This window comes from Corallococcus terminator (assembly GCF_003611635.1).
Lineage (GTDB): Bacteria > Myxococcota > Myxococcia > Myxococcales > Myxococcaceae > Corallococcus > Corallococcus terminator.
This window is the reverse complement of sequence record NZ_RAVZ01000166.1, coordinates 1-21241: the sequence shown is the minus strand read 5'-3', so window position 1 is coordinate 21241 and position 21241 is coordinate 1. Positions and strand designations below refer to the sequence as shown.

Below are 21241 nucleotides of genomic sequence, written 5' to 3'. Positions count from 1 at the left end.
CCCCCGAGAGCCCCCCGAATGGTCCACGAGGAAGCGTCGATGGCGACCGAGGTCCCTCCTGACGGATGGCTCGCGCGCCCCGTGAATATCCTGCTCGCGCCGTACCTGGACGCGCTGTCGGAGCGGCTGTCCCGGATGGCGGACCTCACCGCCTCCGAGCGTGCCGTGGTGGAGGGCTCGGTCCGGGAGAGTCTGGGTTTCAGTGCCCAACTCAAGCTCAACCGGGTGTTGCTGTTGGAGCTGCACGCGGCGGGGCTGGAGGGACGGCTCGATGCCTCGGATCCACCGGGGCGGTGGGCGCAGTTCCTCGACCGCGCCTGCACCCCTGACTTCCACGCGCACCTGCGCGGACGCTATCCAACGCTGCTCGCCCGGCTGGCCACCGTGGGCAGGCTCCAATCCCAGGCCGTCCAACGGCTGGTGGACCGCTTCGTCGCGGACCGTGAGGCTTTGGGCTCGCTGCCCGGTCATCCCCACGGCGCGCTCACCCGGCTGCGCCTGGGCGAAGGGGATGCCCACCGGGGCGGTCAGACGGTGGCCCTGCTGGAGTTGGAAGCCGGCACGGTGATGTACAAGCCCCGGTGCATGCGCGTGGACCGCGCGCTGGAGGGGCTGCTGGCGCGGGTGCTCGCGCCGGATCCCCAGGCCACGCGGATCCGCGTTCCCGCCGTGCTGGTCCGCGCGGGCTACGGTTGGGCGGAGTTCGTGGACCACCGCGCCTGCGAGGGCGAAACCGAACTCGCGCGCTTCTACCGCAACCTGGGGCACTGGCTGGCGGTGATGCGCCTGCTGGGCGGCACCGACCTGCACTCGGAGAACCTCATCGCGCATGGGCCGGTGCCCGTGGTGGTGGACGTGGAGAGCCTCTTCACCCCGGATCCGCCCATTCCCCCGGCGGAGCGCGGGCTGGCGGTGGACATCGCCGCGAGGGCCATCCGGGGCACCGTGCTGCGCACCGGACTGCTCCCCGTGCGAAGCATGGGCCCGGGCCTGGGGGGGCTGGACATCTCCGCGGCGGGGTCGCTGCCGGGAGAGCAGCCGCGCATCCAGGTACCGACCATCGTCGAGGGCGGCACGGATGGTGCCCGCCTGGGCATGACGCTGATCGAGCGCCCCCGGTCGAAGAACCATCCCAGCCCGGAGCCGGTGCTCGCGCGCTACTGGGATCAGGTGGTCGAAGGTTTCAGCGAGCTCACCGCGCGGCTCAATGCGCTGGATGCGCACGGGGACCTCCGCCCGCTGCTGGAGCCCTTCACGGGCGCGGTCGTCCGTCGCATCCTGCGGCCCACGCAGACCTACGCGGAGCTGATGCGGATGCTCTGGCATCCGTCCTCCCTGTACGACGCGCCCAGGGCCCATGCACGGGCGCGGGACGTGATGCGCCGCAACGCGGAGGTGTCACCCGGTGCCCCGTCCACGCTGCCCGTCATCGACGAGGAGATCGCGGACCTCACCTGCGGAGACATTCCCGTGTTCACCGTGCCCGTGTCCCGGGCGCTGCTCGACTCGACGCTGGCCACGTGGCGGTCGGTGGACGAGGCGCTGGAGGTGATGACCATCCAGAGCGCTCTGGTGAGCGCCTACCTCAACGAGAAGGCCCTTCCTCCACGCGTCGTGGCCCCCGCCACGCCGTCGCGGCGGGAGCGGCTGGATCCCCGCAGGCGGGCGCAACTGTCCGGACTGGTCCGCCGCGTGCTCGACGCGGCGGTGCGGGGACCGGATGGGACGGTGACGTGGATCAGCCCGGTGCTCGCCGAACATGGCTGGGCCGTGCGTCCGCTCTCCGCCGAGCTGTACAGCGGTCAGGCCGGGGTCGCGGTGTGTCTGGCCCAGTACCAACACGAGGTGCACCAGGGACGGGCGGATCCGCTGGAGGGCCTGTCCCAGACGCTGGAGGGCACGCTCGCGGTGCTGCGGGCCACGGAGGACCGGGTGCCGGTGAAACAACCGGGCGGCTTCTCCGGGCTCGCGTCGCAGGTGTGGACCTGGTCCACGCTGCACGACCTGGGCACGTTCCCCGGCGCGCTGGAGCGGGCCCGCGAGCGCGCGGCGGCCATTACGCCGGAGCTCATCGAAGGCGACGGCCTGTTCGAGGTGCTGGGTGGCGTGGCGGGCCTCATCGTTCCGCTGCTCAACCTGGTGGACCAGACGGGCGAGGCGAAGTGGCTGGACGTCGCGGCGCACGCGGGCCGGCGCCTGGAGGCCACCGCGAAGAGCGTGGCAGGGGACGCGCGCTGGGAGACATCCATGTTCCCCGCGCCCATTGGCGGCTTCGCCCATGGCACGGTGGGCATCGGCTGGGCGCTGGCGAGGCTGGGCTTGAGCTCCGCGGGCTCGGCGGCGGAACGGCGGCGGTGGCTGGAACTCTCCGCGCGCGCCTTCGACTTCGTGGAGGGCCTGTACCGCCCGGAGCTCGGCAACTGGGTGGATTTGCGGCGTCCGGAGGCGCGCGATCAACTGACGACCTGGTGTCACGGAAGCACGGGCATTGGCCTCGCGGCGGCGGACCTCTCCGCTCGCACGGGGATGCGGCGCTACCGCGACCTCTTCCAACAGGCCCGAGCGGCGGGCTTGCGCGAGGGCTTCGGCTGGACCCACACCCTGTGCCATGGCGACCTGGGCCTATGGGAGTTGCTGGAGACCGGCCGCCGGCTCGCGCCGGATCCGCACGGGCCGGAGCAGGAGGCCCTGGACGCGGAGCTGCTGTCCGGCCTGGAGGCCCGAGGGCCCGTGGCGGGGATGGCCCGGGACGCCTTCTCACCGGGATTGATGGCGGGGATGGGCAGCGTCATCCACACGCTGCTGCGCATGCACCCGGAGAGCCGGCTCGCGTCCCCGTTGCTGCTGGGGCGCGCGCCCGGCGTGGACCGGGGCTCCGTCTGAGCTTCGCCCCAAGCCTTGGGGGACCCTGCACCGTCAGGCCGCGCGCTCGCCATGGAGCGGACGTGGCCTGCGCGGGTGGGGTGGCCCGGAGCGACGGCTCCGGGCTTCGGGCCCCGTCACACGCGTGACGGGGCGGTGATTCAGTCGCGGGTGTCGCGGCGCACGGAGACCTTCTTGCCGCGCAGCGTGGCGCCCTTCAGCGCGGAGATGATGCGCGCGGCGTCCGGCTCCGGCACCTCCACGATGGAGTACATGTCCGCGATGTGGATCGCGCCGATGCGCGAGGAGTCGAGCCCCGCCTCGCCGGCGATGGCGCCCACGAGGTCCGCCGGCCGCATGCCCGCGGTACGGCCCGCGCCAATGAACAGCCGCGTGACGTTCCACTCCGGCGCACGAGGCTCACGGGCGGGACGCGCGGCGCGCTCTCCTGCCGGTTCGCCGCGATCGACGCGCGGTGCACGCGCCGGACGCTCAGGACGGTCTCCGCCACGGCTCGGCGGGCCCGAGCGCTCCGTGGAGCGGGGGAAGCGCTTCTCCGACGGCGCCGACACCGTGGGGATGTCCTGCTCGCTGGACTCCTTGCCCTCGTCCTCCTTCTCGTGGAGGAGCTTCATCGCGGCGGCGGCGACGTCCATGACGTTGAACTCGGTGGACAGGGTCTCCACCACGCCCCGGTACGCCTCCAGCTCTCCGCCGGTGAGCGTCTCGCGCAGCGACGAGCGCAGGATCTCCAGCCGGCGGGCGCGCAGGTCCGACACGGTGGGCACCGCGGAGACCTCGATGCGCTGGCCGGTGAGCTTCTCGATGTTGCGCAGGAGCCGGTGCTCGCGGGGCTCCAGCAGGGTGATGGCCACGCCCTCGCGACCCGCGCGGCCGGTGCGGCCGATGCGGTGCACGTAGGCCTCCGGCGCGTTGGGCACGTCGAAGTTCACCACGTGCGACAGCCGGGGGATGTCCAGGCCTCGCGCCGCGACGTCGGTGGCGATGAGCAGGTCGGCCGCCTGGGACTTGAACTGCTTGATGACGCGGTCGCGCTGCTCCTGGCTCATGCCGCCGTGCAGCGCGTGCGCGCGCCAGCCCTGCCCGTTGAGGGACGTGGTGAGCTCATCCACCTCCGTGCGGGTGCGGCAGAACACGATGGCGGCGGTGGGGGACTCCAGATCCAGCACGCGCCCCAGCGTCGCGATCTTGAACGCGCGCGGGACGATGTAGGCCGTCTGCCGGACGCGGGGCATCTCCCCGGCCTCCAGCTTCTCCTTGGCGATGCGGATGCGCTCCGGCTGGCGCAGGTGGCGCTCCGCGATGCTGGAGATGCGCGGGGGCAGGGTGGCGGAGAACAGCGCCGTCTGCCGCTTCTCCGGCGTCTCGGAGAGGATGGCCTCCAGGTCGTCCGCGAAGCCCATGTCGAGCATCTCGTCCGCTTCGTCCAGCACCACCGTGTGCACGCGGTCCAGCTTCAGCGTCTTGCGGCGCAGGTGATCCAGCGCGCGACCGGGGGTGGCGACGACGACGTCCACGCCGCGCTTGAGCACGCGCAACTGCCGGCCGATCTCCTGGCCGCCGTAGAGGGGGAGCACGCTGATGCCCAGCTTCTGGCCGTAGCGGTGGATGGCTTCGGACACCTGCATGGCCAGCTCGCGCGTGGGCACGAGCACCAGCGCGGAGGTGCTGTGGGGCGTGGCGGCCCCGGGGGTGATGTGTTGCAAGAGGGGCAGCGCGAACGCGGCCGTCTTTCCGGTTCCGGTGGCGGCGATGCCCAGCAGGTCCTTGCCGGCGAGCAGGGGTGGGAGCGCGGCCGCCTGGATGGGCGTGGGCTCTTCGTAGCCGAGCGACGTCAACGCCTCGACGAGCTCGGGCTTGAGCCCGAGGGAGTCGAAGGTGGGGTTCTCATTTTCAGTGGCGGGAGGCGGGGGAGTCTTCACAGGGCGGCTTGTACCACTTTCACGCCCCGGCGTCGGACTTGCCACGTCAGGTGCGTTCACCACTGCCCAGGCCCTCCGGACCTTCCGGTTTTAAGCCTCTCTCAGCGCAGGTGCGTCGCCAGGGCTTCCGACACGGAAATCACCCCTCGGGACAGGTCCGCCGGGGACAGGACCAGCCGCTGGCGGCGGCCCCCCTCCAGGGCCGTCCCTTCCAGGAGGGAGGTGAGGCCCCGGGGGCCCCGGTCGATGTCGAGGATCAGCTCCAGGCCGTCCTCCGTCGGGAATGGCAGCAGGGCAAGCGTTCGCGGAGGCCCCTGCCACGCGGGCCCGGAATGGAATTCCAGCTCCTGGACGAAGGGCTCGTCGCGCCCCAGGGGCGGACCGGCCTCGCAGTACGCGTTCTTCCACTGGAGGCCCAGGTGCAGGACGGCGTCGAGCACGGTCTGGAGGGACGGGTGGGGCAGGACGTGGATCCGGTCGCTGTCCTCGGGGTTGAGGGCGTTGTCGATGTCGAGCGCCGTCTTGAGCCACACCGGCGAGCCGCGTTCGGTGAGGGGCGTGTGGGCGGGCATCCGCAGGGAGAAGGGCAGCTCCTTCACCTCCTGGGGCTCCAGGGTGAAGGGGTTGGCGATGCGCCAGGTGCGCACGACCGTGTTGAGCGCGCTCCGGCGGTCGTTGTCGCGCTGGAGGTACTGCGCCATCAGGTGCAGGTCGATGCGGTCGATGCGCTGGGGCGTGTGGCCCCCCTGGATGTGGACGGCGCCACGCAGGTCCCCGCCCGCGCGCACGGTGTCGTGCTCCAGGCGGGTGTCCACCCGGGCGCTGCCGATGCCAAGGCGGGCGAGCATCTTCTTGAAGGACATGGGGGAAGGCTCCGGGGCGGGAAGGGAGGACAGGCGCGAAGCAGGATGGCCTCAGGGACCTTCGTGGCCCCAGGCCGGATCATCGCTCGCGAAACGCTGGACCCAGTCGCGCACGGTGAGGCCCGCGCCGTTCGCGGCGTCCGGGTGGGCCAGGAGCACGTGGGGGTTGCCGGGCAGGTAGAACGTCTTCACGTTCGGGGCCGCGGAAGCGCGGGCCGCCTCCAGGCCTGCCTGCACCTGGGGACCGTCCAGTCCGAAGTAGAGGGAGATGGTGCCGTCCTGCTGGTATCCGAGCATCCCGTATCTCCGGGGGGCCGTGAGCAGGTTCGCGGAGGCGCCCAGCACCGCCGACAGGCGCGTGTCGCAGCCGGAGCACCCCGGCGGGAACTCCACGCCCCAGCTCGCGCGCATCGTGCCGTAGCGACCATCCCCCAGCGTGTCGATGACGAGCCCCGAATCGTTCAGCACGTCCACCCGGGCCCACGGCAGGGCCTTCTGCACGCGCCAGGCATTGAACGTCGCCCCGTAGCCGCCCGCGCTGATCCCGGTGAGCCAGACGCGGTCGGCGTCGGGAAAGGTCGGCTGGAGCCGCCGCAGGTATGCGTCCAGGTTCCGCGCGCCAACGTGTTCGACGTTCTTCGGACCGAACCAGTCATACGTCTGGATGCGGGTGCCCGCGTGCAGGTCGCCGGTGCAGTAGGGGACGTAGACGAAGCTCGCGTCGCGGAACGGGTTCTTCGGATCCTCGCGGTCGAAGAGCACCGCCAGGTCTGGTGCGCGGGCCTCGGCCAGCACGGGGGCTTCGCCCATCGTGTCGGTGATGTGGGTGGCCGTTCCGAGCGCGCAGGCGGCGGCCTCCCAGCACGCGCCACCGCCCGCGAGGAAGACGAGGACCCGCCGGGAGCGGTCCGTGAGGTTGACGGCCATGCCCGTGGACGTGCCGTTCGCGCAGTGGGCGTCGGGGACTGGGACGAACGTCCAGGTCTCCCGGGGCGCGTCGATGGGGGCGCCCGCGTCCACCGTGTAGGGGATGGACGGAAGGTCGTACGCGCCAGCATCCGGCGCACCTCCGTTCTCGGGAGGGGTCGTACAGGCGCAGAGGACGAGGAGCCCCAGGAGCGGCAAGAAGCGGGCGTGCATGACCTTCGCGCATAGCACACGGTGCCGTGGGCCCGCCTTCCTGCCTGCCCTTCATACGGGCCGAGCACCGGAGGACCGATCGCGGCTTGCGGGGTGGCGGAGCGCGTCACCAGCGTAGGACCTCATCTTCAGGCCAGGAGGCGCGCGATGGCACAGGGGACTTCCAGGAGGGTGCGGTACGCGGTGGTGGGGGCGGGCAACCTCGCGCAGGTGGCCATCCTGCCGGCGTTCGAGCACGCGGAAGAGAACTCCGAACTGGTCGCCATCATCTCCTCGGACCGCACGAAGCGCGACGCGCTCCAGCGCCGGTATGGCGTCTCGCACGCGGGCGGCTACGAGAACCTTGAGCAGGTGCTGCGCGATTCGCGCGCGGACGCCGTCTACATCGTGCTGCCGAACACCCAGCACCGGGCCTTCACGGAGAGGGCCGCGCGCGTGGGTGTCCATGTCCTCTGCGAGAAGCCGATGGCGACCTCGGTGGAGGACTGCGAGGCGATGATCCGCGTCGCCCACGACAACGACGTGAAGCTGATGGTCGCCTACCGGCTGCACTTCGAGGAGGCGAACCTCCACGCCGTGGAGCTGGTGCGCTCCGGCAGGCTGGGCGACCCGAGGATGTTCTCCGCGCTGTTGACGCAGCAGATGCGCGACGGCGACATCCGGGGCAGCGCGGAGCTGGGGGGCGGGGCGCTCCTGGACGAGGGCCCCTATCCCATCAACGCCGCGCGCTACCTGTTCCGGGACGAGCCGCGCGAGGTGTTCGCATACACGAACGCGGGGGATGGCCGCTTCCACGGGGTGGACGCGACGGCGTTCGCGCTGATGCGCTTCCCGCACGGACGGGTGGCCCAGTTCGGCATCAGCCACGAGGCGTCCGCGGTGTCGAGCTACCGGCTGGTGGGCACCGAGGGGGACCTGCTCGTGCAGCACGGCTTCGGGTACGGCACGGACATCGAGCACCTGCTCACCGTGGGGGGCAAGACGGAGTCGCGCACGTTCAAGAACAGCGACCAGTTCGCGCCGGAGCTGATCTACTTCTCGCGCTGCGTGCTGGAGGACCAGGAGCCGGAGCCCAACGGCATCGAAGGACTGGCGGACGTGCGCGTCATCGTCGCGTTGCACGAGTCGGCGCGCACCGGGCAGCCGGTGAAGCTGGCGCCGTTCGAGAAACCCCGTCGGCCCACGCTCGCGCAGCTCATCGTGAAGCCTCCGGTGGAGCCACCCGAACCGGTGAATGCACCCGCGCCCGTTCAGGGTTGAGTCGTTCTTCCAGGGTTGCATCCGCATGTGACAATTCCAGCGGTATCACTGGGATTGCTCACGTGCCCTCGTGGGTGATTTCAAACCAATTTCAACAGGTCCAGATTCCATCGCATTCCCAAGTCGTGCTCGAACCATTCCTGACAGCCATTGTCAGGGGATGTTTTGTTTTCTGGGGTGAAATGGAGTCCGTGAATGCCTCCCTCGGATACAGGGATTGTCCCGAAGTGGGGGCTCTCCACCTTGTGCCTTCCGTTCCAGTTTCCTCCCAATCCGCATGTGACGTCCGCGAGGGAGCGGGTCTTGCGGCTCGTTCCCCCCGGTGTGTTCAAGGAACGGCACGAGGCGCTGGCGTCGCGCTTCTATCCCGACACCTCGGAGGAGGCGCTGGTGTTGGGGTCGCTGCTAGTCAACGTGGCTCTTCTGCGTGGACGACAACAAGGGGGGATGAACGGCATCGACGCCGACGCCATCGCCACGGGGCAGGACTGGAGAGCGATTGAAGCAGGGGCGCATGCGTACGCGGCGCAGGGTCCGGGGGGGGAGGCGGTGACGCCAGTTCCATCAAAGCCCCCCTCTCGGAGAGGGATGACGCCGCAGGATTGACCTGTCTTCGGACCCGCCCTTACGATTGGGCCATGGGCAAAGCCAAGACGCAGTCCAACAAGCACATGGAGCTCTTGGGCCAGACGATTCCCCACCAAACCGTGGGGAGCTTGAGCGGGGGCAAGTGCATCGCGAAGCACGAAGTTCCCTACAATGAAAACTGCTCCTGCTCGCACCGATGGCAGGCCTTCGAGAAGGCCGTGGAACATTCCGACATGTACAAGCTGTCGGACGCGGACCTGGATGTGGGGTGCGCCAAGCCAATGCTCTTCCGGGGAGGTGCGGACGCTGTCGCGAAGCTGGCGAAGCAAGGCGTGAGCGCAGCGCTTTCGGCCGAGAACAAGGGCATGTACCTCCGTGCAGTCGACAAGCCCCGAGTGGGAGACTGGGAAGTTGACCGAAGCAAGTACAACTTCAAATGGGATTGCAACAAGCCATATTATCACGAGGCGCATCATGTGGTGCCGGACGCCACGCTGCGCGTCGCTCTGACAGATATTTTCAAGACGAGCGCGGAGCTGGCGTTCCAGGTGATGTGCGAAGTGCTGGACGCGCCGTATAATGTTCACGGCAAGGACAACATGATCATCTTGCCGATGGACGAGCGGGTCGGTGAAATGCTTCAGCTCCCCATCCATCGCGAGACGAAGCAATGCAGTCATGGTGCCTATGACCTCTACATCAAGGATAAGCTCAAGGCTCGCTTTCGAACGGCGCTTCGGGAGATAATGAAGAAGCATGATGAAGAGGGGGAACGCCTCAGTACAAGGACCTTGCGGCATCCATCGAGGCAATCTCCGCCGAGAGCTACATTGAAGTGGCCACAGCTCGGCGCACTCACGGAGTCAAATCCATTGAAGAATTTGGGAAGAAGCTGATGCCACTCCCCGCTTCAAACGCATGATGCCCTCCAGCACATCTATGATGAACTTCTTTCGGCTCAGCACACTCGGCGACTTGAACGACAAGGAGCTTGCCCTGATTGACGGGCCTCCCGAAGGCATGGAGCTGCGCAGTTATTGCATGTCCGAAGGCGATAGCTCCAGCCGGTTCTATCCGAAGGATGCCAAGATCGCCTTGCAGGCCGATCATCCGGGAATCAAGCTGTCGTCGCTCCTGGGCAATACGAGCCGGTATCTTGTCGTGCACGCGAGCGTGAAAGAGGTCATCTCAGCGCAGTGTCAGGACCTCGAAGTGGAGTACCTGCCCTTCGACCTGTTCGACCACCGCAAGCGCCTCTACATCCGGGACTACTTCATCATCAATCCTATTGGGACCCGTGACTGCCTGGACGTGGCGGCCAGCGGTGTGAAGATCGGGCCAGAAGGCAGTGTCATCCATGTCGCCCGCTTCGTGCTGGATCCGAAGAAGGTCGCCCCCCTCCCAGCCCTCTTTCGTCCGAAAGAGGAGCCGTCGGTCTACCTCGTTTCGGAGGCCCTGGCGGTGGCATTGAAAGAAAAGAAATTCACCAACCTCCAACTCGAGCCGCTCTTGAGTTCGCCCAACGCATAGCACTTCGGAGACGCCCGTGATGTCGTTGGCCTTGACAGGACTTGGAGGGGTGTCCAGCGTGGGTTGGGGCATCGTCGCCACGTGTGCAGCCATCCGAGCCGGCATCACGCGCCCGACGTCGTTGCACGACCTGTATCTGACCGACCAGGACCTGCTGGAGTCCGTGCCTCTGGTGGGCCATCCCGTGTCAGGCCTGACGGACGGCTTCGGGCCTCTGGGGCGGTGGTTGCAACTGGCCCAGGCGTGCGTGTGTGACCTCCGGCAGGAGGCAGGGCTTCCTCCAGCGGAGGATGTCCGCTTCTGGGGCCAGACGGGCTGGATCTTCGTCCTGCCGCACCTGGAAGAGGCTCGCTATCTGGAGGTGCAGGACTTCGGAAGCGCGCTCCTGACAGCCGCCTGGCTGAAGCGCCTGAAGCAGTTGCTGGGCCTGTCCTGGCGGCAGGACGCGGTCCACTTCATTCATGCTGGTCACGCAGGCACCGCCGCTGCCATCCATCTCGCGGGGCAGCTGCTGGCGGCTCGGAATGTCGAGCGTCTCGTGATTGTCGCGGTGGACTCCTACCTCGATGAGACCAGTCTGGAGTGGCTGTGGGCGCACCGTAGACTCAAGTCGCCAGATCGTCCCGTCGGATTGATGCCGGGTGAAGCGGGGGCCTGCCTGCTGGTGGAGTCCCTGTCGGGTGCCCGTCAGCGGGGGGCTTCGGTCCTTGCGCTCCTGCCAGCAGCGGGGGCGGGTTGTGAGGACCGCTCGTTCCTCTCCGGGCAGCACTCCTCGGGGGAGGCCCTCGCCCGGCTTGTCGAGCAGGTGCTTCCGGCAGGGCTGGCTGGCAGCGGCGCTCCGGGAGAGCTGGTCTGCGACCTCAATGGGGAGGAGTGGCGTGCCAGGGCCTGGGGTCATTTCCTGATTCGACTGCATGCGCGGCAGGAAGGGCAGTGGCGGGTGCGATTGCCCTGTATATCGGTGGGGGACGTGGGCGCAGCGAGTGGTGCGTTGGGTATCTGCATGGTGGCCCGTTCTTTCGCACGGAAGTACTCCGCGGGTTCGCACGCGCTGGTTCTGTCGAGCGCGGAGCATGGCGACGTGGGTGCCATCCATCTCCAGGCGCCCGGGGGTGGGAGGTGAGCAACAAATTCCTGCCCGCCTTTGTCAGCAACGCCAGCTATTTGAACCAGAAGCTCCTCATCCGGCTGGCCCAAGGCGAAGGGAGCCCGCAGGACATTCTTGCTTTCTGTCGGAACCATCGGTTGATGGGTGTTGGATGGCTTCTCCTCCTATGCGACACGAGCAGATGGCAGTCCCACCTGTGCCGCAGCGGGCGTGCCTTCCTGGCGTTGTCGAATCAAGCCGACGGAGGCTGGCCCGTGGCGCTGAGTCGCGCGGCTCCGTTCTTCGATGCCTTGGCTGCGTGTGACTGGGATTGCGCACGCGAGTTGTCCCTCCGGTCTCCGCGTGAGCGAAGGGTCGAACTCGAATACGAGGAGGACTTCCTTTATGTGCGGTTCCTGATGGACTTCTGTGTCCTGAAGCGTTCGGAGGAGGAAGCGCGGGCCTGTCTTGCCCGGTTCGAAAGCGTGCTTCAAGGCTCCGAGGAGCCGCGCCTCCAGGTCTGTCAGGCCCTCCTCTCCCGTGACGAGGCGTCCTTCCAGGCAGCATTGGAGGATTTCTTGAAGGCGGAGGCCCGGAGATATGTCCTGCTGCGTGAGCGAGGACGGATCTCCCAGGAGGTCTGGGCCACCGACGCGAAGGTTTGCGTCGAGGGGCTCGCTTTGGTGTTGCTCGCGGAGCACGCGGGGCTGAAGACGCCCAGTGTGTTTCCAACCATCCCTTCGGTCGCTCGATGTGAAGCGCCACCTGTCGAGTCGCTGGATGCGTGGCGAATGGGCGACTGAATCCAGCGGTCCCTGATTTCACGCTTCGTCTGGTTCTCTTCCAGTCGTGGGGTTCCGGAGCACGGCTGAATGTAGAATTGCCTCCTTTTCAGGAAGCCCACGTCCCCCGAACATCCATCAGCCTTCATCCGTGGAGGGGGAAGGGAGTTCATCCCACCAGCGGAGATCGTCATCCTCAGGTTGGTCGGAAGATGGGAAGTAGAGTGAGGTGTTCCACCGTTCCTGCGCGATGCGGGCAATCTCTTTTGCCACCGTGATCTCTGGCCATGAACTGGAGGGCTCGGAAAATGCGCTGGGCTCGCCGTCCGAGGCTCGCATCGTGACGAGGTGAACCGATGTGAAGCGTGGGTGCTCCTGCGATGGGACTGGGACAATGGCGCTCATGACGAGGAACCATCCTCCCGAGTCCCCATCCCAGAGTGCTTTGAGCACCTGCGGTGGAGGCGTCAATTGCTCCAGCCGCTCCACGGCCTGCGCGCGCCAGGCTGCCGGCGTAATGCTTCGCCTTCGCCACAGTCGCTCCTCTCGCCGCGCTGGATGTATTTCATCCAAGTCCCCGGAGCGCAAAGCCACGAGTTCGAGCGCAACACCCAGTGAGCATCCCAGACGGCAGATGACGCGCTTGAGTGCCGCCATCGTATTGCCGGCAAGGATCAGTGCATCCACCTCTCCCAAAGTGTCGTCCGGAATCCTGTCCGTGCTCATGTTCACTCCAGATCCGGAAAGAGCGAAGTGCCTTCGTATGCTTCGGACTGTTCAAGCTCCGTTATCAACTTCCGCATCTGCTCGTAACGCACCCATTGGGGAAGGTGTTGACGATGGAAGTGAAGGTAGTTGAATCCATACAAGGGTGACGTCGGATCGTCGGTCAAGAAACCCGCCAGGGCTCCCGAACCACGTAGGTCTCCGCTCCGTACGTAAAGTCGGCTGAGTGAGGCGTCACGCTCTCAATCACGCCTCGCTGAATGTAGACATCGAAGTCAAGAAACTCGGTTCCGCAGGCAGGGCATGGTCCACCGATCCCATCCGCTATCACGAGCTTCTCTGGCACCCAGGCTTCCTGCTTTTTCTCCAAGAGGATCCGTGCGCCAAGGACATACTCGTATTGCCAGATGTCCCCAAATTTGAACTGGACCTCCATCGGTCCCGTTGCTCCGCAATGGGGACAGGTGACCGTGGTCGTGACGGTATTGAATGTGCCCATCTGTCTTCCCCCAGAGATGATCAGTCCTTCCAGAGAACCTTCCACGGATGTTTGCGCAGATCCGTGACCAGGGTTTTCAGTTCGTCATAGAGCGCCGGATCCTTCAGCAGGGCGCCCCCCGTGCCTTCTCCCGCGTCCAGTCGTCCCAGGACGCGGTCTGCCTTGGCGGCGATCTGCTCCAGTTGACCCGCCGCCGCCGTGAACCGTTGGATGGCCACCTTCACCTGCTGCCCATCTTCGGCCGTCAGGGGGCCGGTCACCGCCGCCAGTCCCTCCAGGGTCGTTCCGGCGGACTTCGTGAGGCCGGGCAGGTCCTTTCGCATCACCGCCGCCACTGCCGACGCGTCATCCAGGAGGCGCGCTCCCTTGCCCCCGGGCTGGAGCGATTCCTTCGCCAGTTGCGACAGCTGGCGCAGGTCCTTGGATGCCGCCGCCAGCTCCGATGCCAGCACCTTCACGTCGCCCTTGTTCTCGGTCAGGACCTCATCCAGCGTCTTCGCCAGCCGGGACACATTGGCCGCGAGCCCCGTCACCGCTTCCGGATCCCGCTCCAGCATCTCCGACAACAGCGTCACGAACTTCGACAGTTGCTCCGACAGCAGGTCCAGGCGCGGCGCATCCACGCCTCGCAAGGCTTCGGACTCGGGCAGGGGGGCTTCCGCGTTGCCTGGGTTCAACTCCAGATACGGCTCCCCCAAAAGGCCCACCGTTCCCACCGTCACCCGGGCGTCCTTGCGCAGTGCGCCCCGCGCCGAGGCTTCGACGGACAGGTCCATGCGGACGGGCAGGGGGATTCCCTTCGCGTCCCTTCGCGCCGGCAGGAGGTTGATCGCATCCACCTTGCCCACCTGCACGCCGCCCAGCTTCACCGGGGCACCCTGCACCACGTTGCCTGTGTGCGCGAAGTCCACCTCCAGCTTGGAGCCTCTGCCCAGCGTCAGCTCCCCCATCAACCACAGCAACACCAGCACGCCGACCACCGTCGCGAGCACCAGCGCTCCCACCTTCAACTCCAGCCGTTGCTCATCCATCCGTCACGCCCTCCATGAACGGCGCCGTCAAGGTCCGCAGCTCCGGGGCAGGGGACTCCAGGAACCCCTCCGGCGTTCCCAGGTACGCACAGCGCCCCTTCGCCACCACCAACACCCGGTCCGCGATTTCCCTCAACTGCCGGTAGTCGTGCGACACCACCAGTGCTCCCAATCCCTGTTCCTTCAGCGACGCCAGCACCGCCTCCACCTGCGTCGCCGCCCTTCGGTCCAGCCCCGTCGTCGGCTCGTCCAACAGCAGGTAGCGTGGCTTGAGCACCAGGGCTCTCGCGATGGCTGCCCGCTTCTTCGCTCCCGGTCCCAGCTCCGGTGGCAGCCGGTCCGCCCATTCCTTCAGCCCCACCTGCTCCAGTGCTGTCTCCACCGCTTCCTCCGGCGCGTTCGGATCCGCGAGGCGCACGTTCTCCCGCAGCGTCCTCCAGTCCAACAGCGCCGGCCCCTGCACCAGATACGGGGCCCGGCGGCGGACACCTACCAGCGTCCGCTCGGCCTGCGTGTCCACCCGCTCCCCAAACAACGTCACCGAACCCGCCACCGGCCTCAACAACCCCACCGCCAGGCGGCACAGCACGCTCTTGCCGGAGCCACTCGCCCCCGCGATGAACGTCAGCTCGCGGGTGGATACCTGCGCGCGCAGGCCGTCCAACACGCGGCGGCCCTTCTCGAAGGCGATGGCCACGTCCTCGAAGACCAGCGTGTCGGGACCGGAGTCATTCACAGGCGCACGAACTGGAACGCAAGCGACACCGTCAGGTCAATCAACAGACATCCCAGGCTCGCCGCCACCACTCCGTCCGTCGTGGCCTGGCCCACCGCCTCGGCGCCGCCCCGCGCCTTGAGCCCCGCCACCGCCGCCGCGAGCGGGATGTAGAGCCCGCAGCCCACCGCCTTGAGCCCCGCCACCAGCACATCCCATCCATCCACGTACCTTGCGTCCATGAACGCCCGGCCGTCGATGTCGAATGCCAGACTCGCCACCACCACCGCCGACAGCGTCGCCGCCACTGTTCCCAGCACGCTCAACATCGGCACGCCCACCACCCCCGCCAGCACCCGGGGCGCCACGAGGTCCGCGTATGGATCCCCCGCTGACATCTCCAGCGCCTCCACCTGTTCGTTCACGCTCATCGTGGACAGCTCCGCGGAGTGGCTCGCGCCGGCCCGCGCCGCCGTCAGCAGGGCCGACACCGCCGGGCCCAGCTCGCGCACCAACATCTCGAAGTACGCCGGGCCCAGCACCGCCACGTTGCCGATGAGCTTCTTCGCCTGCGCGTTGGCGATCGTCACCAGCACCGCTCCGAAGAAGGCCATGCCCGACATCACCAACCAGACGCTGCGCCCCCCCAGCTCGTGCACCTGCGCCAGGGTTTCGCGCAGGGGGACTCCTTCCCGGAGGCTCGCCCGCACCGTCCGCGCCAGCATCACCACCGGTGCTCCGAAGAAGGACAGCACGCGCTTCATGTCGACCACCGCGACAGCAGCGTCGTCAGCAGGAAGTCCAACAGGAAGATGGCCGCGCACCCCAGCACCACCGCGCTCGCCGCCGCTTCGCCCACGGCCCGGGCTCCGCCCTTGGCCCGGAGCCCGACCGCCGTGGACACCAGGGAGATGGCCAGCCCGAAGGCGCCCGTCTTCACTACGCCCCCCACGATGTCGAAGGGGCTCAGCATGTCCGCGAACGTCCCGAAGAACACCCGCAGCGGCAGGTTCAACGTGAGCTTCGCCGCCACCGCTTCGCAGAGGATGGCCACCAGGAACGTGAACGTGCTCAGCGCCAGCATGCTCACCTCCATCGCCACCACGCGGGGCGCAACCAGCAGCGCGAACGGATCCAGCCCGATGCCGCGCAGGCCTTCGATCTGCCCGCCCACCTTCAGCGTGGCCAGCTCCGCCGCGTTCCGGGCTCCGATGCGCGCCGACATGATCAGCCCGAGCAGCAGCGGGCCGAACTCCCACAGGACTCCGTACCCCGCGGCCCACCCGAGGAAGGCCCTGGCGCCGAACCGCTGGATGTAGAGCCCCGCCTGCACCACCACGATGACGCCCGCCAGGGCCGCCGTCGCCAGGGCCAGGGGGAGGGAGCCGTAGCCGAACTGCACCAGGCCCCGCGCCAGCTCGCGCCGCTCCAGCCTGCGAAGGGCCCAGGCCGTGCGCCCCGCGACCAGCGCCAGCGCACCCACGCCCTCCACGGCGCCCAGCACCGAGCGCCCCAGCCAGGCCAGGCCAGCGCTGCTCACGGGTGGGGCCACGGAAGGGTCATGCGAGGGCCTCGTCTGGCGTCCGCTCAAGCTCGGGCGCCGGGGCGCCATCGTGCACCAGCCGGCCTCCCTGGAGGTACAGCCAGCGGGGCAGGGGAAGGTCCAGTGGTGCTTCCGGCGCGGCCACGAGCAGCGTTCCCGTGCCTGCCACGTCCAGGAGCACCCGGGCCACCTGCCTCGCCGTGCCCGGATCCAGGCCCGCGAACGGATCATCCGCGAGCAGCACCGCCGGTCTCGCGGCCAGCGCCCTCGCGAGCCCCGCGCGCTTCTTCATGCCGCCAGAGAGGCGTTCAGGCAGGGTGTCCGCCGCGTCCGTGAGGCCCACGGATTTCAGCACCGCGTCCGTGCGCTCGCGGGCCTCGGGCTCCGGGACGTGGCGGCGCAGCAGCGGCTGCATCACGTTCTGCCGCACGGTGAGCGAGTCGAAGAGGGCGTCCGTCTGGAAGACGAACCCGAATGCCGCCTGCTGCTTGCGGCGCTCCGGGGCTGTGAGCTTCGCGACGTCCTGCCCATCCCAGGTGACTTTTCCGGAAGAGGGCAGGAGCAAGCCCGCGAGGGCCTTCAAGAGCGTCGTCTTGCCTGAACCAGAGCGTCCCAACACCAGGGCCCGGGTGCCCGGGGGGAACTGCGCGTCGATGGATTCCAGCACGGTGCGGGGACCGTGCCGGAGGAGGAGGCTTTCGGCGCGCAGTTCCATCCCGGCCTCCGGGGACTCAGGGAGGTGTCGGTGCGGGAGGCGTGAAGTTCACAAGGGTGCTTCCGGCTCCCACGGCCGCGATGCGGGAGGGTGACGAGCCATCCAGTGAGAACAGTCCTTTCGTTCCTGTGTAGGCAGGGGTCCACACGGTTCCTCCGTCGTAGAACATGATGTTTCCATCATTGGTCGAGACATAGATGCCCTTCTCACTGAAGGCGAGGATGTCCCCGATGTTAGCTTTATTTGTTGTCGATCCAGCCTCAAACACGGTGGGCAAGGGAGCGCCCCAGCCTGCCGTGGTCCGCTTGATGACAACGCCGTTCTCGCCTGCCGCGTACGCGAATCGGCTGTCGGTGACGTGAATGCCTTTGAGGAAGCCTGTGATGGGCGCAGCCAGGGGGTCTAGGGCCCACGGTCCGTTCGTGGTGGCGTCGTAGCGGTAAACCTGTGCTCCCTCATTCGCATCCCCACTGCCTACGGCCAAGATCATATTGCCGTTCTTAGTGCCCCCAATCGCACGGAGGTTCGCGGGGACATCCGCCACTTCGGTCAAATTGGTTTCATCGTAGGGCGGAGCCCATCGGTAGATCTTGCCGTTGCTCGCGACCGCGTAGGCCGTGGGGCCGGCGGAGGGATCATCGACCCCAAAGACACCATTGAAATCGGTGTTGCTGGATGGCTGGAACGTGTAACAGGCCTCGCCCGAATCAGTGATGAGCCGTGTCGACACCCATCCTGACTTGCCGACGAAGAAGCCGCGACCGCCCTCGCTTGTCCATGCCGCCCTCCAGTCTTTCCGACACGATCCATCTGAAAAATCCCTGATCGTGGGGGTCGTGCTGTCCAGATGGAGCAGCTTGTTCGGGCCCACGATCCAGCTCTTTCGCCCCTGGTCGTAAAGGGCAATGGCCGTCAGGTCCAACTGAGGCGTTACGATCTCCGCATTCGTGGACCATGTGAGAGCGCCGCACCCTTCGTCCACGCCGCCAGTGCAGTTGTTGTCCAGCCGGTCGCAGGCCTCCGGCAGTCCGTTGTTCACGAAGGTGGAACTCTCATCGCAGTCCGTGGAGGCGGCAACCGCGTCAGGCTCCGGCCTTACGCACGAAACGCCTGCGGCGGCGCCTTCCCTACCGTCCCCATCGGCGTCCACGTACCAGGGCGTCGCCGACGTCGCGCTGAAGCACTCGGCGCTCAGCTTGTCCTGGCTGCACCGGTTCGTCGGTCCGCAGTACTGTTCGCTGGAGGTGCAAAGCTCGCCCAGCTTGAAGTTCTCATCCGGGGCGCCACTGCAGTTGTCGTCCACTCCGTCGCAGAGCTGTTCCAGTGTCGCGGGGTGGATGAGCGCATTCGCATCGTTGCAGTCCTTCGCGTCCTTCACGAAGCCCGCAGGCTGCTTGCACGCGCGCACGGGCGTCGCCTTCTCGTCGCCGAACGAGTCGCCGTCCGCGTCCCGGTACCAGTTCGTGAGCCCGTCGTTTGCGATCCCGGGGTACGAGTTTTCATTGTTGTCGTTGCAGTCGTTGCCCGCGGTGGCTTCGAGGTCTTCTGGGTAGGCGCTGAAGTAGCCGTCCTTGTCCGTGTCGGTGGCCTTCACGGTGAAGCCCACGTCCAGCTTGCCTTCTTCGGGGACTCTCGCGTTCATCTCCTGCGGGTCGCCCACCGGCTCGCCCGCGCAGTCGAACTCACGCAACTGCGTTGTCACTTTCAGTACGCGGCCCCAGTCCTTCTCCCGGAACACCGCCACCGCCACGCTGCCCGGCGTCTTGCCGGGGATCGCCACGTTGAGGGTGCTCGTGTTCTGCGCGTCGTCCACGTCCGTGGCGGTCACCGTGACGCATCCGCGTGTGAAGCCGCTGTAGCCGACGGTGACGTTCAGCGCTCCGGCCTTCGAATCGTCCTTCTTGCACCCCGCCAACACGGAGCCACACAGCACTGCCATCAGGAATAAACGCATGGGACGGGCATTCTCGGGCGCGCCCAGGGGACGGGCAAGACGCATTGGAGAGAATCCGCACCTACACGCTCCGGCTGACGCTCCCCGATGTGCGTAGTAGGTTGCCGTCTCCTCCGATTGAGAAATCAGGCCTCCCCATGTCGCGCCGCTTGATTGTCGGCCTGCTGATCGTCGCCGCCTTCGTCCTCCTCAAGGGGGCCGTGCGCGCCACGGCGGTCGAAGCCAGCAGCTACGGGCTCACCTTCGAGATCTTCCTCCTGGTGATGGACTTCTCCGTCCTCACGCTCGGCTTCGAGCTAGCCCTGCGACGCGGCGCGACCCACAAGAACGCGCTCCTGGTCGCCGCCGCGGTCGGGGCGCTCGTCACCGTGCTGTTCAGTTGCCTCGCCGTGGGGGTCTTCCACCCTCGCGCGCCGGAGCTCAACCTCACGCTCGGTCGGCATCCAGACTACCTGACCGTGACGCTGCGCTACCTGCTGGGCTTCTCCCGCAACCTGGCGCTGTGGATGCTCGCGTTCGTGTACCCCATCCTGGCCGCCGACGCGGAACGACGCCGCGCCGAGGCCAGCGAGCTTCGCCGCCAGTCGGAGATCGCCCAGCTGCGCGCGAGCCTGGAGCCCCACTTCCTGCTCAACACGTTCAACACCATCGCGGGGCTCGTCACCAAGGACCCCGATGAAGCCCGGCGGCTGCTGGCGTGCCTGGGCGCGCTGTTCGACGACATCTCCGAGCACGAAGACGAATGGCAGACGCTCGACCGCGAGGTCCACTGGCTCCAGCGCTACGCGGAGATCCTGGAGGCGCGGCATCGCGGCGTCCTGACCTTCGAGTGGAACATCGATGAGGCGACGCGCTCCTTCAAGCTGCCCCGGCTGCTGCTCCAGCCCCTCCTGGAGAACGCCGTCAAGCACGGGGCGCTGCGCCGCGATGGGGACGGCCGCGTCACCGTGCGCAGCCGGCGCGTCCGCAAGACGGGCGGGGAGGACTACGTGGTCTGTTCGATCGACGACAACGGTCCGGGGCTGCCTGCGGACAAGGTGCGTCCCGGGGCGAAGGGGCTCGACATCGTCCGTCGCCGACTCAACCTGCACCTGCCCAACTCGCGGCTGACCGTGGACTCGTCGGCCCAGGGCGTCCACGTGCTCGTGGAGATCCCCGAGGCCCGGACATGAGCCTGCGCGCGCTCATCCTCGACGATGAACCGCCCGCCCGGGACTACCTGGCGGAGCTGTTGAGCGACACGGGCGACGTCGAGGTCGTCGCGGCGGTGGCCACCGCCAAGGCGGCCCGCCAGGCGCTCGAAGGCTCGCTCGAGGTCGATGTCATGTTCGTCGACGTGCAGTTGGTGGGCAGCGGGGGCAACGAGGACGGCATCGACCTGGTGCGCTCCCTGGGCCGGCAGGGCCCGGCGGTCGTGCTCGCCACCGCGCACAAGCAGCATGCGCTGGAGGCCTTCGAGCTGGGCGTGCTGGACTACCTGCACAAGCCGTTCACGCGCGAGCGCGTCGCATCCTGCGTCCGCCGGCTTCGCGAGCAGCGCAAGCCTCACGGGCAGCAGGTGCCTCCCATCTCGCGGATCGTCGCCCGCCAGCAGCGCTCCCTGGTCTTCATCGAACTGGACTCCGTGTTCGCGTTCGAGGCCGATGACCGGCTGACGTACGTGCACGCCGTCGAAGGGAAGTTCGACTTCGACCTCCCGCTCTCCTCCATCGAGGCCACGTTCGGGGAGACCATCGTCCGGGTGCACCGCAACTGGCTGGTGAACCTGGCGCTGGTGCGTCAGATCGAACGCGGCGATGGCGAAACCGCGCTGCTCATCGGGGCGCGTGCGGCGAACGTGCCGCCGCTGCGCGTCCCCGTGGCCCGCGAACGCGCCGCCCGGGTGCGCGAGCTGCTGCTGGCGAACGCGGCCGGCGTGCGCCGCGCCTGACGGCTCGGGCTCGCGGGGGAACGGTTCGTCGAGATTTCGAGCCGGTTCGTCGGCAAGGGCCTTCGGGTGTCAG

19 protein-coding genes and 1 pseudogene are annotated in these 21241 nt (G+C 67.7%); 9 read left to right on the top strand and 11 right to left on the bottom strand.

Annotation, left to right across the window (positions count from 1 at the left end):
* The first annotated feature begins 39 nt into the window (after window positions 1-39).
* Entirely contained in the window at window positions 40-2883 is a 2844-nt protein-coding gene (locus D7V88_RS22930; protein ID WP_244238326.1) for a type 2 lanthipeptide synthetase LanM family protein, read from the top strand.
* A 140-nt stretch (window positions 2884-3023) separates the two neighbouring features.
* Here the strand turns inward: D7V88_RS22930 and D7V88_RS22925 are convergent, their stop codons facing one another.
* From D7V88_RS22925 to D7V88_RS22915, 3 genes are all read right to left on the bottom strand, one after another.
* On the bottom strand, window positions 3024-4805 hold the full coding sequence (locus D7V88_RS22925; RefSeq protein ID WP_120542784.1) for a DEAD/DEAH box helicase: 1782 nt from the start codon (window positions 4803-4805) through the stop codon (window positions 3024-3026).
* A gap of 101 nt (window positions 4806-4906) precedes the next feature.
* Complete coding sequence (locus D7V88_RS22920; RefSeq protein ID WP_120542783.1) at window positions 4907-5668, bottom strand: sporulation protein; 762 nt, start codon at window positions 5666-5668, stop codon at window positions 4907-4909.
* Between the two features lie 51 nt (window positions 5669-5719).
* The gene (locus tag D7V88_RS22915; protein ID WP_120542782.1) at window positions 5720-6808 is read right to left on the bottom strand and encodes a pectin acetylesterase-family hydrolase; all 1089 of its coding nucleotides are present in this window, start codon (window positions 6806-6808) and stop codon (window positions 5720-5722) included.
* A gap of 147 nt (window positions 6809-6955) precedes the next feature.
* On the opposite strand from D7V88_RS22915, the gene D7V88_RS22910 reads away from it, so the two are divergent.
* The 6 genes and pseudogenes from D7V88_RS22910 to D7V88_RS22885 all read left to right on the top strand — a co-directional run bounded on the left by D7V88_RS22910 (window position 6956) and on the right by D7V88_RS22885 (window position 12076).
* Window positions 6956-8068, top strand: a complete 1113-nt coding sequence (locus D7V88_RS22910; protein WP_120542781.1) for a Gfo/Idh/MocA family protein — start codon at window positions 6956-6958, stop codon at window positions 8066-8068.
* Window positions 8069-8506: 438 nt separating this feature from the next.
* A pseudogene (locus tag D7V88_RS45215) lies at window positions 8507-8599 on the top strand (hydroxymethylglutaryl-coenzyme A reductase family protein); the annotation flags it as partial.
* Between the two features lie 107 nt (window positions 8600-8706).
* Window positions 8707-9552 (top strand): AHH domain-containing protein, encoded by an 846-nt coding sequence (locus tag D7V88_RS22900; protein ID WP_120542780.1) that lies wholly within the window; start codon window positions 8707-8709, stop codon window positions 9550-9552.
* A 43-nt stretch (window positions 9553-9595) separates the two neighbouring features.
* Complete coding sequence (locus D7V88_RS22895; protein WP_120542779.1) at window positions 9596-10186, top strand: imm11 family protein; 591 nt, start codon at window positions 9596-9598, stop codon at window positions 10184-10186.
* A gap of 49 nt (window positions 10187-10235) precedes the next feature.
* A complete protein-coding gene (locus D7V88_RS22890; protein WP_147448825.1) occupies window positions 10236-11309 on the top strand; it encodes a hypothetical protein in 1074 nt (357 codons plus the stop codon).
* 239 nt (window positions 11310-11548) lie between these two features.
* Entirely contained in the window at window positions 11549-12076 is a 528-nt protein-coding gene (locus D7V88_RS22885; RefSeq protein WP_158625132.1) for an Imm49 family immunity protein, read from the top strand.
* Window positions 12077-12193: 117 nt separating this feature from the next.
* Here D7V88_RS22885 and D7V88_RS42635 read toward each other — a convergent pair whose 3' ends face one another.
* The 8 genes from D7V88_RS42635 to D7V88_RS22850 form a co-directional block, all read right to left on the bottom strand.
* A complete protein-coding gene (locus tag D7V88_RS42635) occupies window positions 12194-12781 on the bottom strand; it encodes a hypothetical protein (RefSeq protein WP_147448824.1) in 588 nt (195 codons plus the stop codon).
* A 163-nt stretch (window positions 12782-12944) separates the two neighbouring features.
* A complete protein-coding gene (locus D7V88_RS22880) occupies window positions 12945-13217 on the bottom strand; it encodes a hypothetical protein (RefSeq protein WP_120542776.1) in 273 nt (90 codons plus the stop codon).
* Between the two features lie 83 nt (window positions 13218-13300).
* Complete coding sequence (locus tag D7V88_RS22875) at window positions 13301-14311, bottom strand: MlaD family protein (RefSeq protein ID WP_120542775.1); 1011 nt, start codon at window positions 14309-14311, stop codon at window positions 13301-13303.
* The gene (locus D7V88_RS22870; RefSeq protein ID WP_120542774.1) at window positions 14304-15047 is read right to left on the bottom strand and encodes an ATP-binding cassette domain-containing protein; all 744 of its coding nucleotides are present in this window, start codon (window positions 15045-15047) and stop codon (window positions 14304-14306) included. The genes D7V88_RS22875 and D7V88_RS22870 overlap by 8 nt, the downstream gene beginning before the upstream one ends.
* Entirely contained in the window at window positions 15044-15790 is a 747-nt protein-coding gene (locus tag D7V88_RS22865) for an MlaE family ABC transporter permease (RefSeq protein ID WP_120542773.1), read from the bottom strand. The genes D7V88_RS22870 and D7V88_RS22865 overlap by 4 nt, the downstream gene beginning before the upstream one ends.
* Window positions 15787-16566: an MlaE family ABC transporter permease gene (locus D7V88_RS22860; RefSeq protein ID WP_244238325.1), complete on the bottom strand. Its 780-nt coding sequence runs from the start codon at window positions 16564-16566 to the stop codon at window positions 15787-15789. The genes D7V88_RS22865 and D7V88_RS22860 overlap by 4 nt, the downstream gene beginning before the upstream one ends.
* A gap of 19 nt (window positions 16567-16585) precedes the next feature.
* Window positions 16586-17284, bottom strand: coding sequence for an ATP-binding cassette domain-containing protein (locus tag D7V88_RS22855; RefSeq protein WP_120542772.1), 699 nt, complete (start codon window positions 17282-17284; stop codon window positions 16586-16588).
* Window positions 17285-17300: 16 nt separating this feature from the next.
* A complete protein-coding gene (locus D7V88_RS22850) occupies window positions 17301-19238 on the bottom strand; it encodes a putative metal-binding motif-containing protein (protein WP_120542771.1) in 1938 nt (645 codons plus the stop codon).
* Window positions 19239-19375: 137 nt separating this feature from the next.
* Here D7V88_RS22850 and D7V88_RS22845 point away from each other — a divergent pair, with 137 nt between their 5' ends.
* A complete protein-coding gene (locus D7V88_RS22845) occupies window positions 19376-20410 on the top strand; it encodes a sensor histidine kinase (protein ID WP_120542770.1) in 1035 nt (344 codons plus the stop codon).
* Window positions 20407-21168 carry a LytR/AlgR family response regulator transcription factor gene (locus tag D7V88_RS22840; protein ID WP_120542769.1) on the top strand — a complete coding sequence of 254 codons (762 nt, stop codon included), beginning with the start codon at window positions 20407-20409 and terminating at the stop codon, window positions 21166-21168. The genes D7V88_RS22845 and D7V88_RS22840 overlap by 4 nt, the downstream gene beginning before the upstream one ends.
* Window positions 21169-21241: the final 73 nt, after the last annotated feature.

What these genes read in the sequence shown, in the direction of transcription:
- D7V88_RS22930 (WP_244238326.1), top strand. Translation starts at nt 40, where the DNA reads ATGGCGACCGAGGTCCCTCCTGACGGATGGCTCGCGCGCCCCGTGAAT.
- D7V88_RS22920 (WP_120542783.1), bottom strand. Translation starts at nt 5,668, where the DNA reads ATGTCCTTCAAGAAGATGCTCGCCCGCCTTGGCATCGGCAGCGCCCGG.
- D7V88_RS22915 (WP_120542782.1), bottom strand. Translation starts at nt 6,808, where the DNA reads ATGCACGCCCGCTTCTTGCCGCTCCTGGGGCTCCTCGTCCTCTGCGCC.
- D7V88_RS22910 (WP_120542781.1), top strand. Translation starts at nt 6,956, where the DNA reads ATGGCACAGGGGACTTCCAGGAGGGTGCGGTACGCGGTGGTGGGGGCG.
- D7V88_RS22900 (WP_120542780.1), top strand. Translation starts at nt 8,707, where the DNA reads ATGGGCAAAGCCAAGACGCAGTCCAACAAGCACATGGAGCTCTTGGGC.
- D7V88_RS22895 (WP_120542779.1), top strand. Translation starts at nt 9,596, where the DNA reads ATGATGAACTTCTTTCGGCTCAGCACACTCGGCGACTTGAACGACAAG.
- D7V88_RS42635 (WP_147448824.1), bottom strand. Translation starts at nt 12,781, where the DNA reads ATGAGCACGGACAGGATTCCGGACGACACTTTGGGAGAGGTGGATGCA.
- D7V88_RS22880 (WP_120542776.1), bottom strand. Translation starts at nt 13,217, where the DNA reads ATGGAGGTCCAGTTCAAATTTGGGGACATCTGGCAATACGAGTATGTC.
- D7V88_RS22875 (WP_120542775.1), bottom strand. Translation starts at nt 14,311, where the DNA reads ATGGATGAGCAACGGCTGGAGTTGAAGGTGGGAGCGCTGGTGCTCGCG.
- D7V88_RS22865 (WP_120542773.1), bottom strand. Translation starts at nt 15,790, where the DNA reads ATGAAGCGCGTGCTGTCCTTCTTCGGAGCACCGGTGGTGATGCTGGCG.
- D7V88_RS22855 (WP_120542772.1), bottom strand. Translation starts at nt 17,284, where the DNA reads ATGGAACTGCGCGCCGAAAGCCTCCTCCTCCGGCACGGTCCCCGCACC.
- D7V88_RS22850 (WP_120542771.1), bottom strand. Translation starts at nt 19,238, where the DNA reads ATGCGTTTATTCCTGATGGCAGTGCTGTGTGGCTCCGTGTTGGCGGGG.
- D7V88_RS22845 (WP_120542770.1), top strand. Translation starts at nt 19,376, where the DNA reads ATGTCGCGCCGCTTGATTGTCGGCCTGCTGATCGTCGCCGCCTTCGTC.
- D7V88_RS22840 (WP_120542769.1), top strand. Translation starts at nt 20,407, where the DNA reads ATGAGCCTGCGCGCGCTCATCCTCGACGATGAACCGCCCGCCCGGGAC.